This is a genomic window from Bacillus bruguierae (assembly GCF_037104725.1).
Classification (GTDB): Bacteria; Bacillota; Bacilli; order Bacillales; family Bacillaceae_G; genus Bacillus_A; species Bacillus_A bruguierae.
Window position 1 is genome coordinate 103,678 of the sequence record NZ_JBAWSX010000004.1, and the last position, 14,313, is coordinate 117,990.

General features: G+C 37.6%; 18 protein-coding genes. 11 read left to right on the forward strand and 7 right to left on the reverse strand.

What is annotated here, in order from left to right; translation table 11 throughout:
* Nucleotides 1-10 precede the first annotated feature (10 nt).
* Together WAZ07_RS09235 and WAZ07_RS09240 are read left to right on the forward strand one after the other, a co-directional pair.
* Complete coding sequence (locus tag WAZ07_RS09235; RefSeq protein ID WP_035437292.1) at nt 11-151, forward strand: hypothetical protein; 141 nt, start codon at nt 11-13, stop codon at nt 149-151.
* Nucleotides 151-354 carry a DUF3813 domain-containing protein gene (locus tag WAZ07_RS09240; RefSeq protein WP_090915798.1) on the forward strand — a complete coding sequence of 68 codons (204 nt, stop codon included), beginning with the start codon at nt 151-153 and terminating at the stop codon, nt 352-354. The genes WAZ07_RS09235 and WAZ07_RS09240 overlap by 1 nt, the downstream gene beginning before the upstream one ends.
* 44 nt (nt 355-398) lie before the next feature.
* On the opposite strand, the gene WAZ07_RS09245 is transcribed toward WAZ07_RS09240, so the two are convergent.
* Nucleotides 399-1,256, reverse strand: a complete 858-nt coding sequence (locus tag WAZ07_RS09245; RefSeq protein ID WP_336472194.1) for a YitT family protein — start codon at nt 1,254-1,256, stop codon at nt 399-401.
* A gap of 105 nt (nt 1,257-1,361) precedes the next feature.
* On the opposite strand from WAZ07_RS09245, the gene WAZ07_RS09250 reads away from it, so the two are divergent.
* Nucleotides 1,362-1,493 (forward strand): DUF3941 domain-containing protein, encoded by a 132-nt coding sequence (locus WAZ07_RS09250; protein ID WP_090915794.1) that lies wholly within the window; start codon nt 1,362-1,364, stop codon nt 1,491-1,493.
* Between the two features lie 204 nt (nt 1,494-1,697).
* On the forward strand, nt 1,698-2,555 hold the full coding sequence (prsA, locus tag WAZ07_RS09255) for a peptidylprolyl isomerase PrsA (protein WP_336472195.1): 858 nt from the start codon (nt 1,698-1,700) through the stop codon (nt 2,553-2,555).
* Between the two features lie 35 nt (nt 2,556-2,590).
* Here prsA and WAZ07_RS09260 read toward each other — a convergent pair whose 3' ends face one another.
* A complete protein-coding gene (locus WAZ07_RS09260; RefSeq protein ID WP_090915758.1) occupies nt 2,591-3,445 on the reverse strand; it encodes a CvfB family protein in 855 nt (284 codons plus the stop codon).
* A 200-nt stretch (nt 3,446-3,645) separates the two neighbouring features.
* Here WAZ07_RS09260 and WAZ07_RS09265 point away from each other — a divergent pair, with 200 nt between their 5' ends.
* Nucleotides 3,646-4,137: a YajQ family cyclic di-GMP-binding protein gene (locus WAZ07_RS09265; protein ID WP_090915756.1), complete on the forward strand. Its 492-nt coding sequence runs from the start codon at nt 3,646-3,648 to the stop codon at nt 4,135-4,137.
* Nucleotides 4,138-4,193: 56 nt separating this feature from the next.
* Here the strand turns inward: WAZ07_RS09265 and WAZ07_RS09270 are convergent, their stop codons facing one another.
* Nucleotides 4,194-5,537 carry an alpha-amylase family glycosyl hydrolase gene (locus WAZ07_RS09270; RefSeq protein WP_336472196.1) on the reverse strand — a complete coding sequence of 448 codons (1,344 nt, stop codon included), beginning with the start codon at nt 5,535-5,537 and terminating at the stop codon, nt 4,194-4,196.
* A gap of 221 nt (nt 5,538-5,758) precedes the next feature.
* Here WAZ07_RS09270 and WAZ07_RS09275 point away from each other — a divergent pair, with 221 nt between their 5' ends.
* Both WAZ07_RS09275 and WAZ07_RS09280 read left to right on the forward strand, forming a co-directional pair.
* Nucleotides 5,759-7,033, forward strand: coding sequence for an ammonium transporter (locus tag WAZ07_RS09275; protein WP_336472197.1), 1,275 nt, complete (start codon nt 5,759-5,761; stop codon nt 7,031-7,033).
* Between the two features lie 220 nt (nt 7,034-7,253).
* Nucleotides 7,254-7,481, forward strand: coding sequence for a hypothetical protein (locus WAZ07_RS09280; protein ID WP_090915750.1), 228 nt, complete (start codon nt 7,254-7,256; stop codon nt 7,479-7,481).
* 289 nt (nt 7,482-7,770) lie between these two features.
* On the opposite strand, the gene asnB is transcribed toward WAZ07_RS09280, so the two are convergent.
* The gene (gene asnB, locus WAZ07_RS09290) at nt 7,771-9,618 is read right to left on the reverse strand and encodes an asparagine synthase (glutamine-hydrolyzing) (protein WP_336472198.1); all 1,848 of its coding nucleotides are present in this window, start codon (nt 9,616-9,618) and stop codon (nt 7,771-7,773) included.
* Nucleotides 9,619-9,760: 142 nt separating this feature from the next.
* Between asnB and WAZ07_RS09295 the strand changes: the two genes are divergently transcribed.
* Nucleotides 9,761-10,312 (forward strand): DUF2777 domain-containing protein, encoded by a 552-nt coding sequence (locus WAZ07_RS09295; RefSeq protein WP_336472199.1) that lies wholly within the window; start codon nt 9,761-9,763, stop codon nt 10,310-10,312.
* A gap of 72 nt (nt 10,313-10,384) precedes the next feature.
* Here WAZ07_RS09295 and WAZ07_RS09300 read toward each other — a convergent pair whose 3' ends face one another.
* Nucleotides 10,385-10,756, reverse strand: coding sequence for a YisL family protein (locus WAZ07_RS09300; RefSeq protein ID WP_336472200.1), 372 nt, complete (start codon nt 10,754-10,756; stop codon nt 10,385-10,387).
* Between the two features lie 151 nt (nt 10,757-10,907).
* On the opposite strand from WAZ07_RS09300, the gene WAZ07_RS09305 reads away from it, so the two are divergent.
* On the forward strand, nt 10,908-12,098 hold the full coding sequence (locus tag WAZ07_RS09305; protein ID WP_090915743.1) for an ornithine--oxo-acid transaminase: 1,191 nt from the start codon (nt 10,908-10,910) through the stop codon (nt 12,096-12,098).
* 42 nt (nt 12,099-12,140) lie between these two features.
* Here WAZ07_RS09305 and WAZ07_RS09310 read toward each other — a convergent pair whose 3' ends face one another.
* Both WAZ07_RS09310 and WAZ07_RS09315 read right to left on the reverse strand, forming a co-directional pair.
* Entirely contained in the window at nt 12,141-12,635 is a 495-nt protein-coding gene (locus tag WAZ07_RS09310; protein ID WP_336472201.1) for an HXXEE domain-containing protein, read from the reverse strand.
* On the reverse strand, nt 12,622-13,521 hold the full coding sequence (locus WAZ07_RS09315) for a fumarylacetoacetate hydrolase family protein (RefSeq protein WP_336472202.1): 900 nt from the start codon (nt 13,519-13,521) through the stop codon (nt 12,622-12,624). Before WAZ07_RS09315 ends, WAZ07_RS09310 begins: the two co-directional genes overlap by 14 nt.
* A 241-nt stretch (nt 13,522-13,762) precedes the next feature.
* Between WAZ07_RS09315 and WAZ07_RS09320 the strand changes: the two genes are divergently transcribed.
* The gene (locus WAZ07_RS09320) at nt 13,763-13,942 is read left to right on the forward strand and encodes an aspartyl-phosphate phosphatase Spo0E family protein (protein ID WP_090915739.1); all 180 of its coding nucleotides are present in this window, start codon (nt 13,763-13,765) and stop codon (nt 13,940-13,942) included.
* Nucleotides 13,943-14,079: 137 nt separating this feature from the next.
* Nucleotides 14,080-14,301 carry a spore germination protein gene (locus WAZ07_RS09325; protein ID WP_336472203.1) on the forward strand — a complete coding sequence of 74 codons (222 nt, stop codon included), beginning with the start codon at nt 14,080-14,082 and terminating at the stop codon, nt 14,299-14,301.
* Nucleotides 14,302-14,313: the final 12 nt, after the last annotated feature.

A 14,313-nucleotide genomic window follows, 5' to 3' on the forward strand; every position in this document is an offset into this window, starting at 1 on the left:
GGCATTACGAATGGGTAAAAAGAACAAATCAAAACGTTTCGTACAACAAGGGTCAGATTCTGTTATGAAACACGACGCAAGATTCCCATACCGTGGTACGTTAGCTGAAGCAGAAAAAGAACGAAATAACTCTTCTCTCGGAGGGTTCTAATGGGTAACTTACTATTCCAACAAGCACGAGATGCCGTCTCACAAGCCGTATCTTGTTCAAATGACAGCGAACAGCAAGCACTTGTTAATAAAGCAAAAAATGCATTGCTGTCCGCTTATACGAATTCTTCTACTGCCGAAAAAGTACAATTGCGCGAAATGCAAGAAAAACTGCAAAGCATTTCAACAGGCGAGCAACTGTAACTAGAGGAACAAACAAAAAGAGGACCAAACGCGGTCCTCTTTTATTAATCTTTACGGAACAATCCAAACACCCCAACTGTTTCGAGAACATTTGTGAATGCACCTGGATCTACTTTTTTTATAACTCTTTCTAATTCATATAACTCGTAGCGAGTAATAACGATCATTAACATCTCTTTATTTTCATTTGTAAACGCACCTATCGCTGGAACTGTAGTAATTCCTCGAACTAATCGTTCATGAATTGCCTTTCGCACCTCTGTTCCATTTTTCGTTACAATAAATGCCGTAATTTTCACATGACGCGTATGTATGGCATCAATAATACGTGAAGATACATATAATGTCACTAACGTATAAAGCGCTTTTTCCCAACCATATAAATAACCGGCCAGGGTAATAATAATCGCATTAAACAAGAAGAAATACGTTCCGACCGGCTTATCTTTCACTCTAGATAAAATCATCGCGATGATATCTAAACCGCCTGTTGAGGCTCCCCACTTTAAAGCAAGTCCTACTCCTACTGCAGAAATTACCCCTCCAAAAATGGCATTTAAAATAATATCATGAGATACAGCTTTTACTGGTACTATCTCTAAAAACAACGTCATAAATACGACACTTAAAAAACTAAATAATGTGAACGACTTCCCTACTTTTTTCCAAGCTAAAATAACAACAGGAATATTAAACAAACTAAAAAGAACTCCCGTTGAAATATGTATTGACAGAAAATCTCCTAACACTTGTGAAAGCAATTGCGATAATCCAGCAAAACCACTAGCATACACTTTCGCTGGTGTTAAAAATAAGTTCATTCCAATCGCATTCAACAAACCGGCAACGATAACAACGACTAATTTTTTGGTAAGCTCAGCATAATTCAGTTTTAAGTCCATATCTCCCAGTCCACCTTTATATAAATTCCATCGTATACATTATACATAGTCTTAACGAAAACGGAAATGATAAACATACAACCGTTATGAAGGGAGTTGAATCATATGCCTCATACAAGTGACAACGACAAAAAAGCGCGTGATAACAACGCAAAACGCACGCAAAAAAATGAAGAACAGCAAAAAAATATACAGCAAGGAAAACGCGCTTACTCCAAAAAGACGGATCATCTATAGTAAACAATTTTCTTACTTATAATTAACTCATTTTATTCTTATGATTTAAACTCGGATCCTCTACTTAATGCGAACAAGCCCTCCTCGTACATCGACATTTTCGTTGATGTACTTTTTTATTTCTACAAAAGTCATCTCGAATTCACATCATGTTCACTTTCTTTTTCTACAATAGAAACAACAACTTTCGGATGAGGTGTTTACATGAAACGAAAACAATTATTTATTGCGGCAGCGGCGCTCGGTACATTAATGTTAGCTGCCTGCGATCCAAAAGAAAGTTCCGATCCAATCGCAACTTCTACTACTAGTACGATAACAAAAGGCGAATTTGATAAGGCGTTAAAAGAACGCTTCGGAAAAGATATGCTCTATGAAATGATGGCACAAGATATTATGACTAAAAAATATAAAGTGTCCGATGATGAAGTTGATAAGGAATTTAAAAAAGTGAAAGAACAAGCAGGCGATAATTTTAAAATGTTCCTTGAAAGTAACCGAATGAAAAACGAAGACGATTTAAAAAAACAAATCCGCTCTAGTTTAGCTATCGATAAAGCAATTAAGCAAACGATAACTGAAAAAGACATAAAAGCCCGATATAAACCAGAAATTAAAGCTAGTCAAATTTTAGTAAACGATGAACAAACGGCCAACGATATAAAAAGACAACTTAATAGCGGTGCATCATTTGAAGATTTAGCAAAAAAATATTCTGAAGATACTATTTCAAAAGAAAAAGATGGAGATTTAGGTTACTTCGGTCCTGGAAAAATGGTACCTGAATTTGAAGATGCTGCTTATAAATTACATGTCGGTGAAATAAGTGAACCTGTAAAATCAACAAAAGGCTACCATATTATTAAATTGACAGACAAAAAAGATTTAAAGCCATACGACGAAGTAAAAGGTTCCATTCGCAAAACACTTGAGGCTGAGCGTATACAAGATAATACGTGGCGTCAAAAAGTATTAATAGACGAATTAAAGAAAGAAAACATTAAAGTAAAAGACAGCGACTTAAAAGATACTTTTACACGTTTTGAACAACCACAAAAATAGCCGAACAAATTACATTTGTTCGGCTATTTTTTATATTACTTTTTAAAATATGTCCAACCTTCTTCTTGATAAACCTTTTCTTCTTTCATCAATTTACCAAGAGCACGTTTGAAAGCTGCTTTACTCATATTAAAACGCTCCCCAATATCTTCTGGATAACTCTTATCCCAAAACGGCATTGCACCGCCGCGGCTTTCCATATATTCATAAATAACAGCTGCATCATCTTCCATCCCTTCTTCTTTACGAGGAAGAAGAGAAATATTAATTGTTCCGTCCTCTTTCACATCAATAATACGTCCTGTTACGCGTTCTCCAATACGCACTTGCTCTTTGCGTTCAGAATGGTGCAAGAAGGCACGGAAATGTTCATCCGTGAATACAAATGATCCCACTTGCAACGAACGATACACACGACCATTTACATTTTTATTGCGCATAGATGGCGTCGCTTCTACTACAATTTCTTGCATATCCGCATCTCTTGCTGGAAGAGCAATTAAACGGCCGCGATTTGTTAATTTTAATGTACAATATAACTCATCGTCTTCTTGCGGCCATACTGGTGTATAAATTGGAAACTCATCAGCTGGAATTAATATATCTTTCGAAACACCGATATCAACAAACACCCCTAAACGAGGCTTCACTTCCACAACTTTTACCCAATTCCAATCTTCCGTTGTAATAAGCGGCGTTTTCATCGTTGCTGCTAAACGCTCTTGATGATCATGATATAAAAACACATCAATCGTGTCGCCTTCTTCAATTTCTCCAGCAACTTCATTTTTATGTAAAAACACTTCATCTTCTTCGTAACCGACCATATATCCAATTTCTGTTTCGCGTAAAACCGTTACTTCTTCAATCGCTCCTGGTTGTAACTTCATAGTTTTAATTCCCTTCTCTATATACTTTATCTTATTCTAACAGGTGTTATCTTCATATAAAAACACCCGCATCGAGAACAGCTTTATATTATTTTTTATCATTCCAAACAAAGTTTCATTATACACGTTTTTTCCTTTATTTGTCCAACTGACCAAAATTCACTATAATAAAGGTGGAGTTTAATTTGGAGGTGCTTATTATGGCAAAAGATAGTTCTTTTGATATCGTTTCAAAAGTAGAGTTTCCAGAAGTAACAAACGCTATTAACATTGCTTTAAAAGAAATTCAAAATCGTTATGACTTTAAAGGAAGCAAAAGTGATATTAAATTAGAAAAAGAGGAAATCGTTTTAACTTCTGATGATGAGTATAAACTTGATCAAGTAAAAGACGTTTTGATTTCAAAATTAATTAAGCGTGAAGTTCCGATCAAAAACTTAGATTACGGAAAAGTAGAAAGCGCTTCTGGCGGGACAGTACGTCAACGCGCAAAATTACAACAAGGCATTGATAAAGAAAATGCTAAAAAAATTAATAACATTATTAAGGACTTAAAATTAAAAGTAAAAACACAAGTACAAGATGACCAAGTTCGTGTAACAGGAAAAAGCCGTGATGACCTACAAGCAGTTATCGCAGCTGTGCGCGGAGCTGATTTATCAATCGACGTACAATTTATCAACTACCGATAAGCGTACATAAAAAGAAGCTGACCAAAATCCACTTTTGGGTCAGCTTCTTTTATTTTTCAATAGGATTCAGCCCCTTTTCGTTTCTTTACCAATACAAGAAAGATGATAAATAACACATTCACACCTACTAAAGCAGCAATAAACGACCAGTTCCATCCTGATTTTCCTGCAAGTGCATATACATTCGCAGTTTCTCTTTTCAACACAATGTAATATTTTCCGTTCTCTTCTCGCACCCTATCATCTTCTAACAATCCGCGCAGCTCATGATCTTTCCCAAATTCATTTGCAACAAGTTCCACTTTTTTTGTTTCTGTCGTGTTATTAATCGCGATAAGCGTTGTTTCATCTTTATACTTGCGCTTTATTACGCTCATACCATCTTTATCATATAATAGTTCAAATGTTCCGTAACGAAGAGATGGTAATGTTTTGCGAAGTTCTCCTAATTTCCCTGTATACTGCAAAAACTTCTCATCCGCTTTAAAATCCATTAAACGGCGATTATCAGGCACCTCCCCTCCATCTAATGCAATTTCAGTGCCGTAGTATACAAACGGAATGCCGGGTGATGTATATAAATAGGCAAGCGCTAATTTCAAGCGGGCTGGTGGAAAATATTTATTTTCTTTTGCTTTTCTAACAAAACGCTCCGTTTGGCTATTATCTACAAACGTCCCCTCTAGAGTATCACCGCTGCTTTTCGTCACATCATACAACGGCTTTACAGAAACATTCGGCTTTGCAAACACATCTGTCATGCGCTCTTGATAAGCCTGATTCAATACACCTTTCGCTCCTTCTATTTGCGTATCCGCTATTACAAAAAAATCTTGTTTCACACTCTGCATAGATGCAATCACTTCATTCAAAACTGACTTCGGAATATTCTCGTTATGTATCAAATGATAACCGTCTATATCCGTCTCCTTAATCCAATGTTTCGCATATTCAATCGTGCTCGTTTTATTTTCATTATCCACTACAAATTCAAACATAACTTTCATATCTCGCCGGTGCGCTTCTTGAACGAGTTGCTGCATGTCCTTCACCTGGCCAAAATGTTCATTCATTTTTGTTATATCAGTTGGATGATACCCATCATAACTACTACTTGCAGTGGGCGGTGACAACAAAACAGCAGTAAAGCCCATCTCTTTTATATAATCAAGTCGTTTTATAATCCCCTGAATATCCCCTCCTTGATATGCATCTAAATGATTCGTATCAATCTCTTTATCATTTCTAGAATCACCATTATTAAAACGATCGATCATAATAGAATACACAATTTCATCTTGCCACTGCCTCGTCTCCTTCGCTGACACAGGAATGGATAATTGAAATACAAACAATAGACATATGAAACATAAAAAATATTTCCCTAACTCCCTCTTCACATTGCTTCCTCCAAATTTTCTAATTATAAGAAAAGTATAACAATTTACACTCCTCTCGTATACTAGCGCATTTTGGTCATATAGAAATATGACATGTTATATTTCCTTACATAATAAATTAAATATTTAGAAAAATCTGTTGATTTATTTTTATTTATTGAATATGATACTAAATATATTCATTTGATGTGAACTTATATAACATAACAGGAGGGAAAACGATGCATATGGAGGATACAGTATTTCTTTTTTTAGCCACCGTCATGGTGATGATTATGACACCTGGGCTCGCTTTATTTTACGGAGGAATGGTTCGCAGTAAAAATGTACTTAGTACAACGATGCACAGTTATAGTGCAATGGCAATCGTGTCCATTCAGTGGATTTTCATCGGTTATTCTTTAGCATTCGGGCCTGATTGGAATGGGCTCATCGGTAATTTTGATTGGTTCGGTCTACAAAATGTTACTTTCACACCAAATGAAGCCTACAGCGCGACAATTCCGCATAACTTATTTATGATGTTTCAACTGATGTTCGCAATTTTAACTCCCGCTTTAATTTCCGGTGCATTCGCAGAACGAATGCGGTTTTCCGCTTTTCTTATCTTCATCTTACTTTGGACGACACTTGTATACGATCCCGTTGCTCATTGGGTTTGGGGCATCGGCGGATGGCTTCGTGAACTCGGTGCACTTGATTTTGCAGGGGGCAATGTTGTCCACATTACATCCGGCGTGGCTGGTCTCGTATTAGCTATTTTCCTCGGAAAACGAAAAGATGCTCACGACTCTTCACCGCATCATTTACCATTCACAATTCTAGGAGCAGGTTTATTATGGTTTGGCTGGTTCGGTTTTAACGTCGGCAGCACATTAACGTTAAATGACGTTGCCCTCGCCGCTTTTATTAATACAAATACTGCTGCTGCCGCTTCTGCGCTCACATGGATGCTGGCGGAATGGTTCTTCCAAACAAAACCAACTGTACTAGGTGCCGTATGCGGAGCTGTTTCTGGTCTCGTCGCAATTACACCAGCTTGCGGGTTCGTAACACCACCCTCCGCTCTTATTATCGGGGCAATCGGCGGGGCACTTTGCTTTTTAGCAGTCTATTTCCTAAAACATAAGCTCGGTTACGACGACGCGCTCGATGCCTTCGGTTGTCACGGTATTGGCGGAACTTGGGGCGGCATTGCAACAGGACTTTTCGCTACAACATCCGTTAATAGCGCAGGCGCAGACGGACTATTTTACGGAAATGCTGCACTTCTTTGGAAACAACTCCTCGCAATTGGAGCGACCTACGCATTTACAGCTGTAGTGACGTATGCAATCATTAAAGGAATCAGCTTATTCCTCCCCGTTCGTGCACATGAACATGAAGAGAAAATGGGACTCGACCTTTCCCTTCACGGCGAAAGAGCATATGAGCAAGTCGAAACTCCACTTATTGGAGATATTTTAGATGGAAAGTTAAACCATTCTTCTAAATAGCTCGCCTTTAAACAAAATTACAAAAAGAGGATTTCATATTGAAATCCTCTTTCTTCTATATACTTCTTCAACTTACGAAATCCGGATTATCTGAAATGGATTCATAAAACTACTTAATAGGTAATCTCCCTAATTTGATTAAAGGTACGCTCTTTCCCTAGATATAGGGCATAACATATAAAAAGAATTCAACTATTATAAAGGAGCTCTATGAATTATTATGATAAATCCAGTTTTTAACACCACAAGACAAGCAGGTGCGGGTGCCGCCGTCACATATGGTGCTGCACAACAGACACTTCATGCAATTCATCAAGTGATGGCAACAGATCCTCTTTTTGCACATGTCGTATATCATCATGTTATACCCCACCATGTTGCACATCATTATGTCATATATCCAACTGATTTCTCAACAATTCCGTTTGGTTCAACATACTATCTCTAAGGAAAGCCTTCTGCTTTCCTTTTTTCTTTAACATGTTTTCAGGACTCACGTCTTCATATAAATTAGGGACACCGCCCGGGGCAACTATTACACTTGTCCTTATATTATTTTTAATTTGCGGTCTATGCATTCAATGGGCTTGGAAATCTATTCGTTCTAATCGTGTGTAGAAGGAATAAAAGATATTTCAATCTGTTACCTATTACATTAACAACAACGGAAGAGGGAAAAGATTTCAAATACGCTTATTAGAAACAAGGTCATAGCTTATACGCCATGACCTTCAGTTTTATTCTTTAATATTTATATTGTACTCCTTAAACCAAACATGAATTTGCCCTAAATGCGCCAACAGCTGTGGCCCTGTCATGAGTTGCCCAAACCAAGGCGTTTGAAATGCACTGCCACCTGATTCAATTAATCCATGCAACTGGTCGTTATCAAATAATTCATGGAGAATCGACTGTTTATCCGTTAATAGCTCTTGTAGCCATGAAGTGACAGCCTTCGTGTAGTATGGATTATGCGTTTTCGGGTATGGGCTTTTCTTTCTATACAACACATCATTTGGCAAGACACCTTCTAAAGCCTTGCGCAATAGACCTTTTTCGCGGTTTTTATACATTTTCATTTCCCAAGGAATATTCCACGCATATTCGACAAGGCGATGATCTGCAAACGGCACACGCACTTCTAGGCTAGCTCCCATACTCATTCGGTCTTTTCGGTCAAGCAGCGTTGTCATAAACCAAATCATATTTAAATAAAATAACTGTCTTCTTTTTGTATCCAGTATGCTTTCTCCTTCTAACACCGGAGTTTCACGCACTGATTCTTCATAGCGATACTGAACATACTCTTGTAAATTAAGTTTTTTGCGCCATTCTTTTTTTAACAACTGTTCACGCGCCTCTGTTGACCGCATCCATGGAAACGCACTGGATTGTAAATCCTCTTCGCGGTAAAACCACGGATAGCCACCAAAAATTTCATCAGCGCATTCACCTGATAAACTTACGACAAAATCTTGTTTAACTTCTCGGCAAAACCATAGTAAGGAAGAATCAATATCCGCCATCCCCGGCAAATCACGAACAATTACGGCTTCCGTTAAATGTTCCGCTAAATCTTCATTAGAAATCACACAGCGATGATGGATCGTATCAAATGTATTTGTCATTAATGTAATAAACGGAGTATCTGAATTTGGCTGAAATGCATTTGATTTGAAATATTTTTCGTTATCTTCATAATCAATTGAATACGTATGAAGCCTCCCTTTTCCTTCTCGCTCATACGCCATCGCTGCAAATGCGGTAATCGCGCTAGAATCGACGCCGCCTGATAAAAATGTACAAAGCGGAACATCCGATACTAACTGTCTTGTAATGGCATCTTGCAGTAGAAACCGAACTTGCTCGACCGTTTCTTCAAAATTATGTGTGTGCTCTTCACTCACAACGTTCCAATAGCGCCAAACTTTTAAACCATCTTTTGAAAATGTAAGTGCATGACCTGGGCGCAATTCATCGATTCCAGCAAATATACCATGCCCAGGAGTTCGAGACGGACCTAATCCAAATACTTCTGCTAATCCCTCTGTCGTAATCTCCGTCTTCACATCAGGATGAGCTAAAATCGCTTTTAATTCTGAGCCAAACAACAATCGCCCAGCATCATGTTTATAAAATAGTGGCTTTACTCCTAAACGATCACGCGCAATAAAAACTTTTTCTTCCTGTTCATCCCATACAGCAAATGCATAAATACCATTTAAATGATTCACACACTGTTCTTTCCATTCCACATAAGAAGCGAGCAACACTTCTGTATCAGAATGCCCCTTAAACGTATAACCTCTTTGCAGCAATTCTTTCCGAATATCTTCTGTATTATATAGTTCGCCGTTATAGCAAATGGCGTAACGTTCTTCTCTTTTCTCCCGCACCATCGGTTGTCTACCGCCTTCTGGATCGACAACGATTAACCGTTTATGCCCAAAAGCAACACGATTACGAAGCCAAACGTTCGTATCATCCGGGCCCCTTTTCGCGAGCGTTTCGGCCATCTTCGTTATTGCTTCTTTTTCTTGTAATAACACTTTTGTATAATCAACCCACCCTGTAATGCCACACATTGCGATCACCCTTTCTCATCTCATATCCGCAGTCTGTTTTTATTCTATGCCCAATTTTGATTCTATGTGCCATTGTTATAAAGAAAGACTGAACTGTCTATAACAAGAACAGAAACTTCTATTTGAAAAGGAGCGAACACGAATGAAACAACGTAAACATATTTTGTATAGTCAACCGCGTGCTCATACAATTGGAAATGTTGAATATATAAACGAAGAATGGATATTTTTTGACGAAGAAAGCGATGAAGCTTTTTTACTAGAAGAGATGATTGAAGATGGATTTGAGATTTTATATAACAATAATTGGTTACCTGCTCGTTTTTATGAACATAATATTTTGCAAGTAGCAAATGAACATCATCCGCTGCAAAACGGTGAAACCATTCGCATTCGAAAAAGGTTGCTTTCAAGCTATCATGAATGGATAGAAGAGCTTTCAGATTCATCTTTTTCACTTGTCGCAGAAACATTACAATCACTGGGCTACTCTTTATACGACTGCATCTATGCTCACAATTTTTTATCATTCCAGCCAAAAGACCATTCATGCGAAGGCGTTAATATTCTCTTATTTGATAATGAAGAAATGATTTGCGCCCTCCATCACCATTATGTCCGCTATTCTACAAACAATAAGGATCTATTTAAAATTACAAAAGCGGATGGAGATGAATTGCATTTTCACAATTGACATGATAATAAAAATGAGGATGTTACAAAAGGGATGGAGTATCCACTTTTGAAAGCATCCTCATTTTTTATATTACGCAAATGGCGCAAATCCTAGTGGTAATCGTAAACCAAGATATAACACAACTAAAAACGCAATAACAAATTGAGCCCAAAACGCCCCTGTTGTTTTCCGTTTACTTATTTTCACAAGAATCATTTCCATCGCAGCAATTACCCATACACCACCAAGCATTTTGATACCATACAACATGTGTGCTTGTGCTGTAGCCGTTTTTGCAATACCCATGTACAATAAAACACCCGTTACAATAATAATGATGTACATCAAACGAAGTACCATATGTACACCTGTTGCTTTTTTTCCCGCTGTGTACATGGAATACGCAACGAAGAATAAAATCAAACCTAATGCCCACGCAGTAATATGCATATGTGTTGTCATGTAATCTCTTCCTCCTCTTTCCCCAAACTTTCTCACTTTACATAATACCACGTCCATTTCTTTTCAGGAAATATTTCGCTTTTTTTCTACTCAAATGATATAATATTTAGAGTATTTACAAACTTCTTGTAAAAACAAAGGGGGAACTAGCATGATTCAAACAAAAGACATTATCGAAATAACAGAAACATACGGAGCAAATAACTATCATCCACTTCCAATCGTAATTACGAAAGCTGAAGGTGTTTGGGTAGAAGATCCAGAAGGCAACCGTTATATGGACATGCTCAGTGCATATTCTGCAGTAAACCAAGGTCATCGCCATCCAAAAATTATTCAAGCGCTTATCGACCAAGCAGGGCGTGTAACATTAACATCACGTGCGTTCCACAGCGATCAATTAGGTCCTTGGTATGAAAAAGTTGCAAAGTTAACTAATAAAGAAATGATTTTACCAATGAATACAGGTGCGGAAGCTGTTGAAACCGCTATCAAAACAGCGCGACGCTGGGCATATGATGTGAAAAAAGTAGAAGACAACAAAGCCGAAATCATTGTATGTGTGGATAACTTCCATGGCCGAACAATGGGTGCCGTATCCATGTCATCCAATGACGAATATAAACGCGGATTTGGACCAATGCTTCCAGGTATTGTTGTCATTCCTTACGGCGACATTGAAGCATTAAAAGAAGCGATTACACCAAATACAGCTGCATTTATTTTAGAGCCAATCCAAGGCGAAGCTGGCATTAACATTCCACCAGCAGGTTTCTTACAAGAAGCATACAATGTATGTAAAGAAGAAAATGTATTATTTATCGCAGATGAAATTCAAACAGGTTTAGGCCGTACAGGAAAATTATTTGCATGCGATTGGGACAATATCATTCCTGATATGTACATTCTTGGAAAAGCGCTAGGCGGCGGTGTATTCCCAATTTCTTGCGTTGCTGCAAACCGTGACATTTTAGGAGTATTTGAGCCAGGCTCTCACGGTTCTACGTTCGGTGGTAATCCACTAGCTTGTGCAGTTTCTCTTGCTTCTCTAGATGTACTATTAGAAGAAAAATTAACAGAACGTTCTTTACAATTAGGAGAAAAGCTGTTAAATCAATTACGCGAAATTGACAATCCAATGATTACAGATGTGCGCGGAAGAGGATTATTTATCGGTATCGAATTAAATGAACCTGCACGCCCTTACTGTGAACAATTAAAAGCAGCTGGTTTACTATGTAAAGAAACACATGAAAATGTAATCCGCATTGCTCCGCCTCTTGTTATTTCTGAAGAAGATCTACAATGGGCATTTGAAAAAATTAAAGAGGTATTATCTTAATATCGAAGAAGGTTGCCTGTTAAGAGGCAACCTTCTTTTTTGCTATGCAATGATTCTCACTATATACAACAGACCAGCTAGAATAGGAAACATGAGTAATATACCGATGAGACATGATAGCCACACATGCTTCCATTTCCACCAACCGCACGCAATTCCTCTCCAAAACAAAAACACCGAAAAAGGAATGACTAAAAAGAAAGCTGTACCAAGCCCAGGCACGTACCCTCTCTTCAAGATTGCCCCCACAAGATGAACAATCCCGTTCATAAAAATCATTGCCTGTGTAATCAATATCGCATATAACGTTATCTTCTTCAAAAACAGATTGTGTATAAGCACAATCGCACACACAAAAACAGTCAATATAAGTAATGCTATGAAAAAATGCTTTGATTGCAGCATATTCTCTTCCATCTGAATGGGCTGTAAATATTTTATTTCCCGAAAAAAGTAATACTCTTCTGCATTATGCAAAGTAAAAATAATCGGGATAAGCCAGAAATAAGGAGAGCGCAGCGTATTATTTGACACCATTACGGAGCGTTCCAACATTTTCTACAGTGATAACAACCTCATCACCAGCATGTAAAAATCGAGGTGGTCGAAATCCCTTTCCAACTCCAGCTGGTGTTCCGGTTGCAATAATATCGCCTGGCTCTAACGTCATTCCTTTACTTACAATTGATATAATTTCTTCAATTGAAAACATCATATTTGCCGTTGTAGAAGATTGACGTACTTCCCCGTTCACCTTCGTTTCAATATGAAGTGCATTCGGATTATGCATCATTGAGTGATGTACGATAGATGGCCCCATTGGACAAAATGTATCAAAACTTTTCCCAAGAAAAAATTGTTTATGCTTCTTTTGAATATCTCTGGCTGTAACATCATTTACAATCGTATAACCAAACACGTGATGCAACGCTTCTTCTTTCGGAATTCTTTTTCCACGCTTTCCGATCACAATTGCAAGCTCTCCTTCATAATCAAGCTCACTTGTCGCATGCGGATGACTATAAATTTTATCCTCATTGCCAATTACAGTTGTTGGAGCCTTTGTAAAAATAATGATATTTTCCGGAACCGCTTCTGCTCCATCCATTTCGATTGCATGCTCACGATAATTTTTCCCAACACAAAGAATATTTTTTCTTGGCCTTGGAATGGGGGCCAACAACTTAACTTCCAATAATGAATAATAAGCATCCTCGCAATGTTCTTTTGCCCATTCGACAATCTCAATTACTTTCGTAATAAAGGGTTCTCCCTGTTCAATACACTCTAACATTGTAATGGGAATCGTAACTTTTTCGCCTTTTTTTCTCTGCGCTTCTCTTATATGCAACACTGTTTGTGATGCATCATCTACAACACCAACAAACACTTTTTCATCTGTTTTTGCCGTCACAAACCGCATATTTCCACACCCCATCTTCAAATTCATACTGTAATGGTATTCGCACCTACTAGCAAAAATCCTCCTGAAAATATTTTTAATTTACAACATTCTCTCTATTACACGCGCAATTAAAATACTTTTTTGCCAAAATATGTAGAATCCCTTCTTCTTTTAGCGAATATGTTTCTTTTTTATGGAAACTTTGTATAATATGTACTACAGACACTCTTAAAATCTATAAGGAGACGGAGCCGATTCTATGTTTGAGCAAGCAATTGAAAAAAAACGTGAAAAAATGAAATACTTGGCCAAACGGTATGGAATGACATCTCAAAAAACGGTTAGTTGTAGTCAAGAGCTGGACAGGCTCTTAAATGTTATATTACTCATACAAATAGATCATGTGCCAACTCAACATACAAACGTACACTCCCGCTGAGTGTACGTCTTTTATTTTTAAAATAACAGACACATATTTGCACAAACGCCCATACAATAATAGAGTAAAACTCTCGTCGTAGACATTCGAATTAAAAAGGTCAAATATAAAAATTTTTCATATAAAGGGTGTTTTCTATGCCTGCAATGGTTGGACACGTTAATATTGTTAATATCGGATCAAGCGGTGTATTTCATATTGGAGATGTATTTGCCATTCGTCCTATTAGTTACTCCCGTGCATTTGCAGGAGCGGGTTCTTTTAATGTTGGAGAAAATGTATCTATATACAATTACGAAAGTACAACAAATGTAAATGATAATGATGTAATCGATCAACCAATCACTGCTACTTATTAAAGGGGGGGAAAT

What these genes read in the sequence shown, in the direction of transcription:
- WAZ07_RS09295 (WP_336472199.1), top strand. Translation starts at nt 9,761, where the DNA reads ATGAAACAACGTAAACATATTTTGTATAGTCAACCGCGTGCTCATACA.
- WAZ07_RS09250 (WP_090915794.1), top strand. Translation starts at nt 1,362, where the DNA reads ATGCCTCATACAAGTGACAACGACAAAAAAGCGCGTGATAACAACGCA.
- WAZ07_RS09280 (WP_090915750.1), top strand. Translation starts at nt 7,254, where the DNA reads ATGATAAATCCAGTTTTTAACACCACAAGACAAGCAGGTGCGGGTGCC.
- WAZ07_RS09305 (WP_090915743.1), top strand. Translation starts at nt 10,908, where the DNA reads ATGATTCAAACAAAAGACATTATCGAAATAACAGAAACATACGGAGCA.
- WAZ07_RS09310 (WP_336472201.1), bottom strand. Translation starts at nt 12,635, where the DNA reads ATGGTGTCAAATAATACGCTGCGCTCTCCTTATTTCTGGCTTATCCCG.
- WAZ07_RS09315 (WP_336472202.1), bottom strand. Translation starts at nt 13,521, where the DNA reads ATGCGGTTTGTGACGGCAAAAACAGATGAAAAAGTGTTTGTTGGTGTT.
- prsA (WP_336472195.1), top strand. Translation starts at nt 1,698, where the DNA reads ATGAAACGAAAACAATTATTTATTGCGGCAGCGGCGCTCGGTACATTA.
- WAZ07_RS09300 (WP_336472200.1), bottom strand. Translation starts at nt 10,756, where the DNA reads ATGACAACACATATGCATATTACTGCGTGGGCATTAGGTTTGATTTTA.
- WAZ07_RS09275 (WP_336472197.1), top strand. Translation starts at nt 5,759, where the DNA reads ATGCATATGGAGGATACAGTATTTCTTTTTTTAGCCACCGTCATGGTG.
- WAZ07_RS09240 (WP_090915798.1), top strand. Translation starts at nt 151, where the DNA reads ATGGGTAACTTACTATTCCAACAAGCACGAGATGCCGTCTCACAAGCC.
- WAZ07_RS09245 (WP_336472194.1), bottom strand. Translation starts at nt 1,256, where the DNA reads ATGGACTTAAAACTGAATTATGCTGAGCTTACCAAAAAATTAGTCGTT.
- WAZ07_RS09320 (WP_090915739.1), top strand. Translation starts at nt 13,763, where the DNA reads ATGTTTGAGCAAGCAATTGAAAAAAAACGTGAAAAAATGAAATACTTG.
- WAZ07_RS09260 (WP_090915758.1), bottom strand. Translation starts at nt 3,445, where the DNA reads ATGAAGTTACAACCAGGAGCGATTGAAGAAGTAACGGTTTTACGCGAA.
- asnB (WP_336472198.1), bottom strand. Translation starts at nt 9,618, where the DNA reads ATGTGTGGCATTACAGGGTGGGTTGATTATACAAAAGTGTTATTACAA.
- WAZ07_RS09325 (WP_336472203.1), top strand. Translation starts at nt 14,080, where the DNA reads ATGCCTGCAATGGTTGGACACGTTAATATTGTTAATATCGGATCAAGC.
- WAZ07_RS09265 (WP_090915756.1), top strand. Translation starts at nt 3,646, where the DNA reads ATGGCAAAAGATAGTTCTTTTGATATCGTTTCAAAAGTAGAGTTTCCA.
- WAZ07_RS09235 (WP_035437292.1), top strand. Translation starts at nt 11, where the DNA reads ATGGGTAAAAAGAACAAATCAAAACGTTTCGTACAACAAGGGTCAGAT.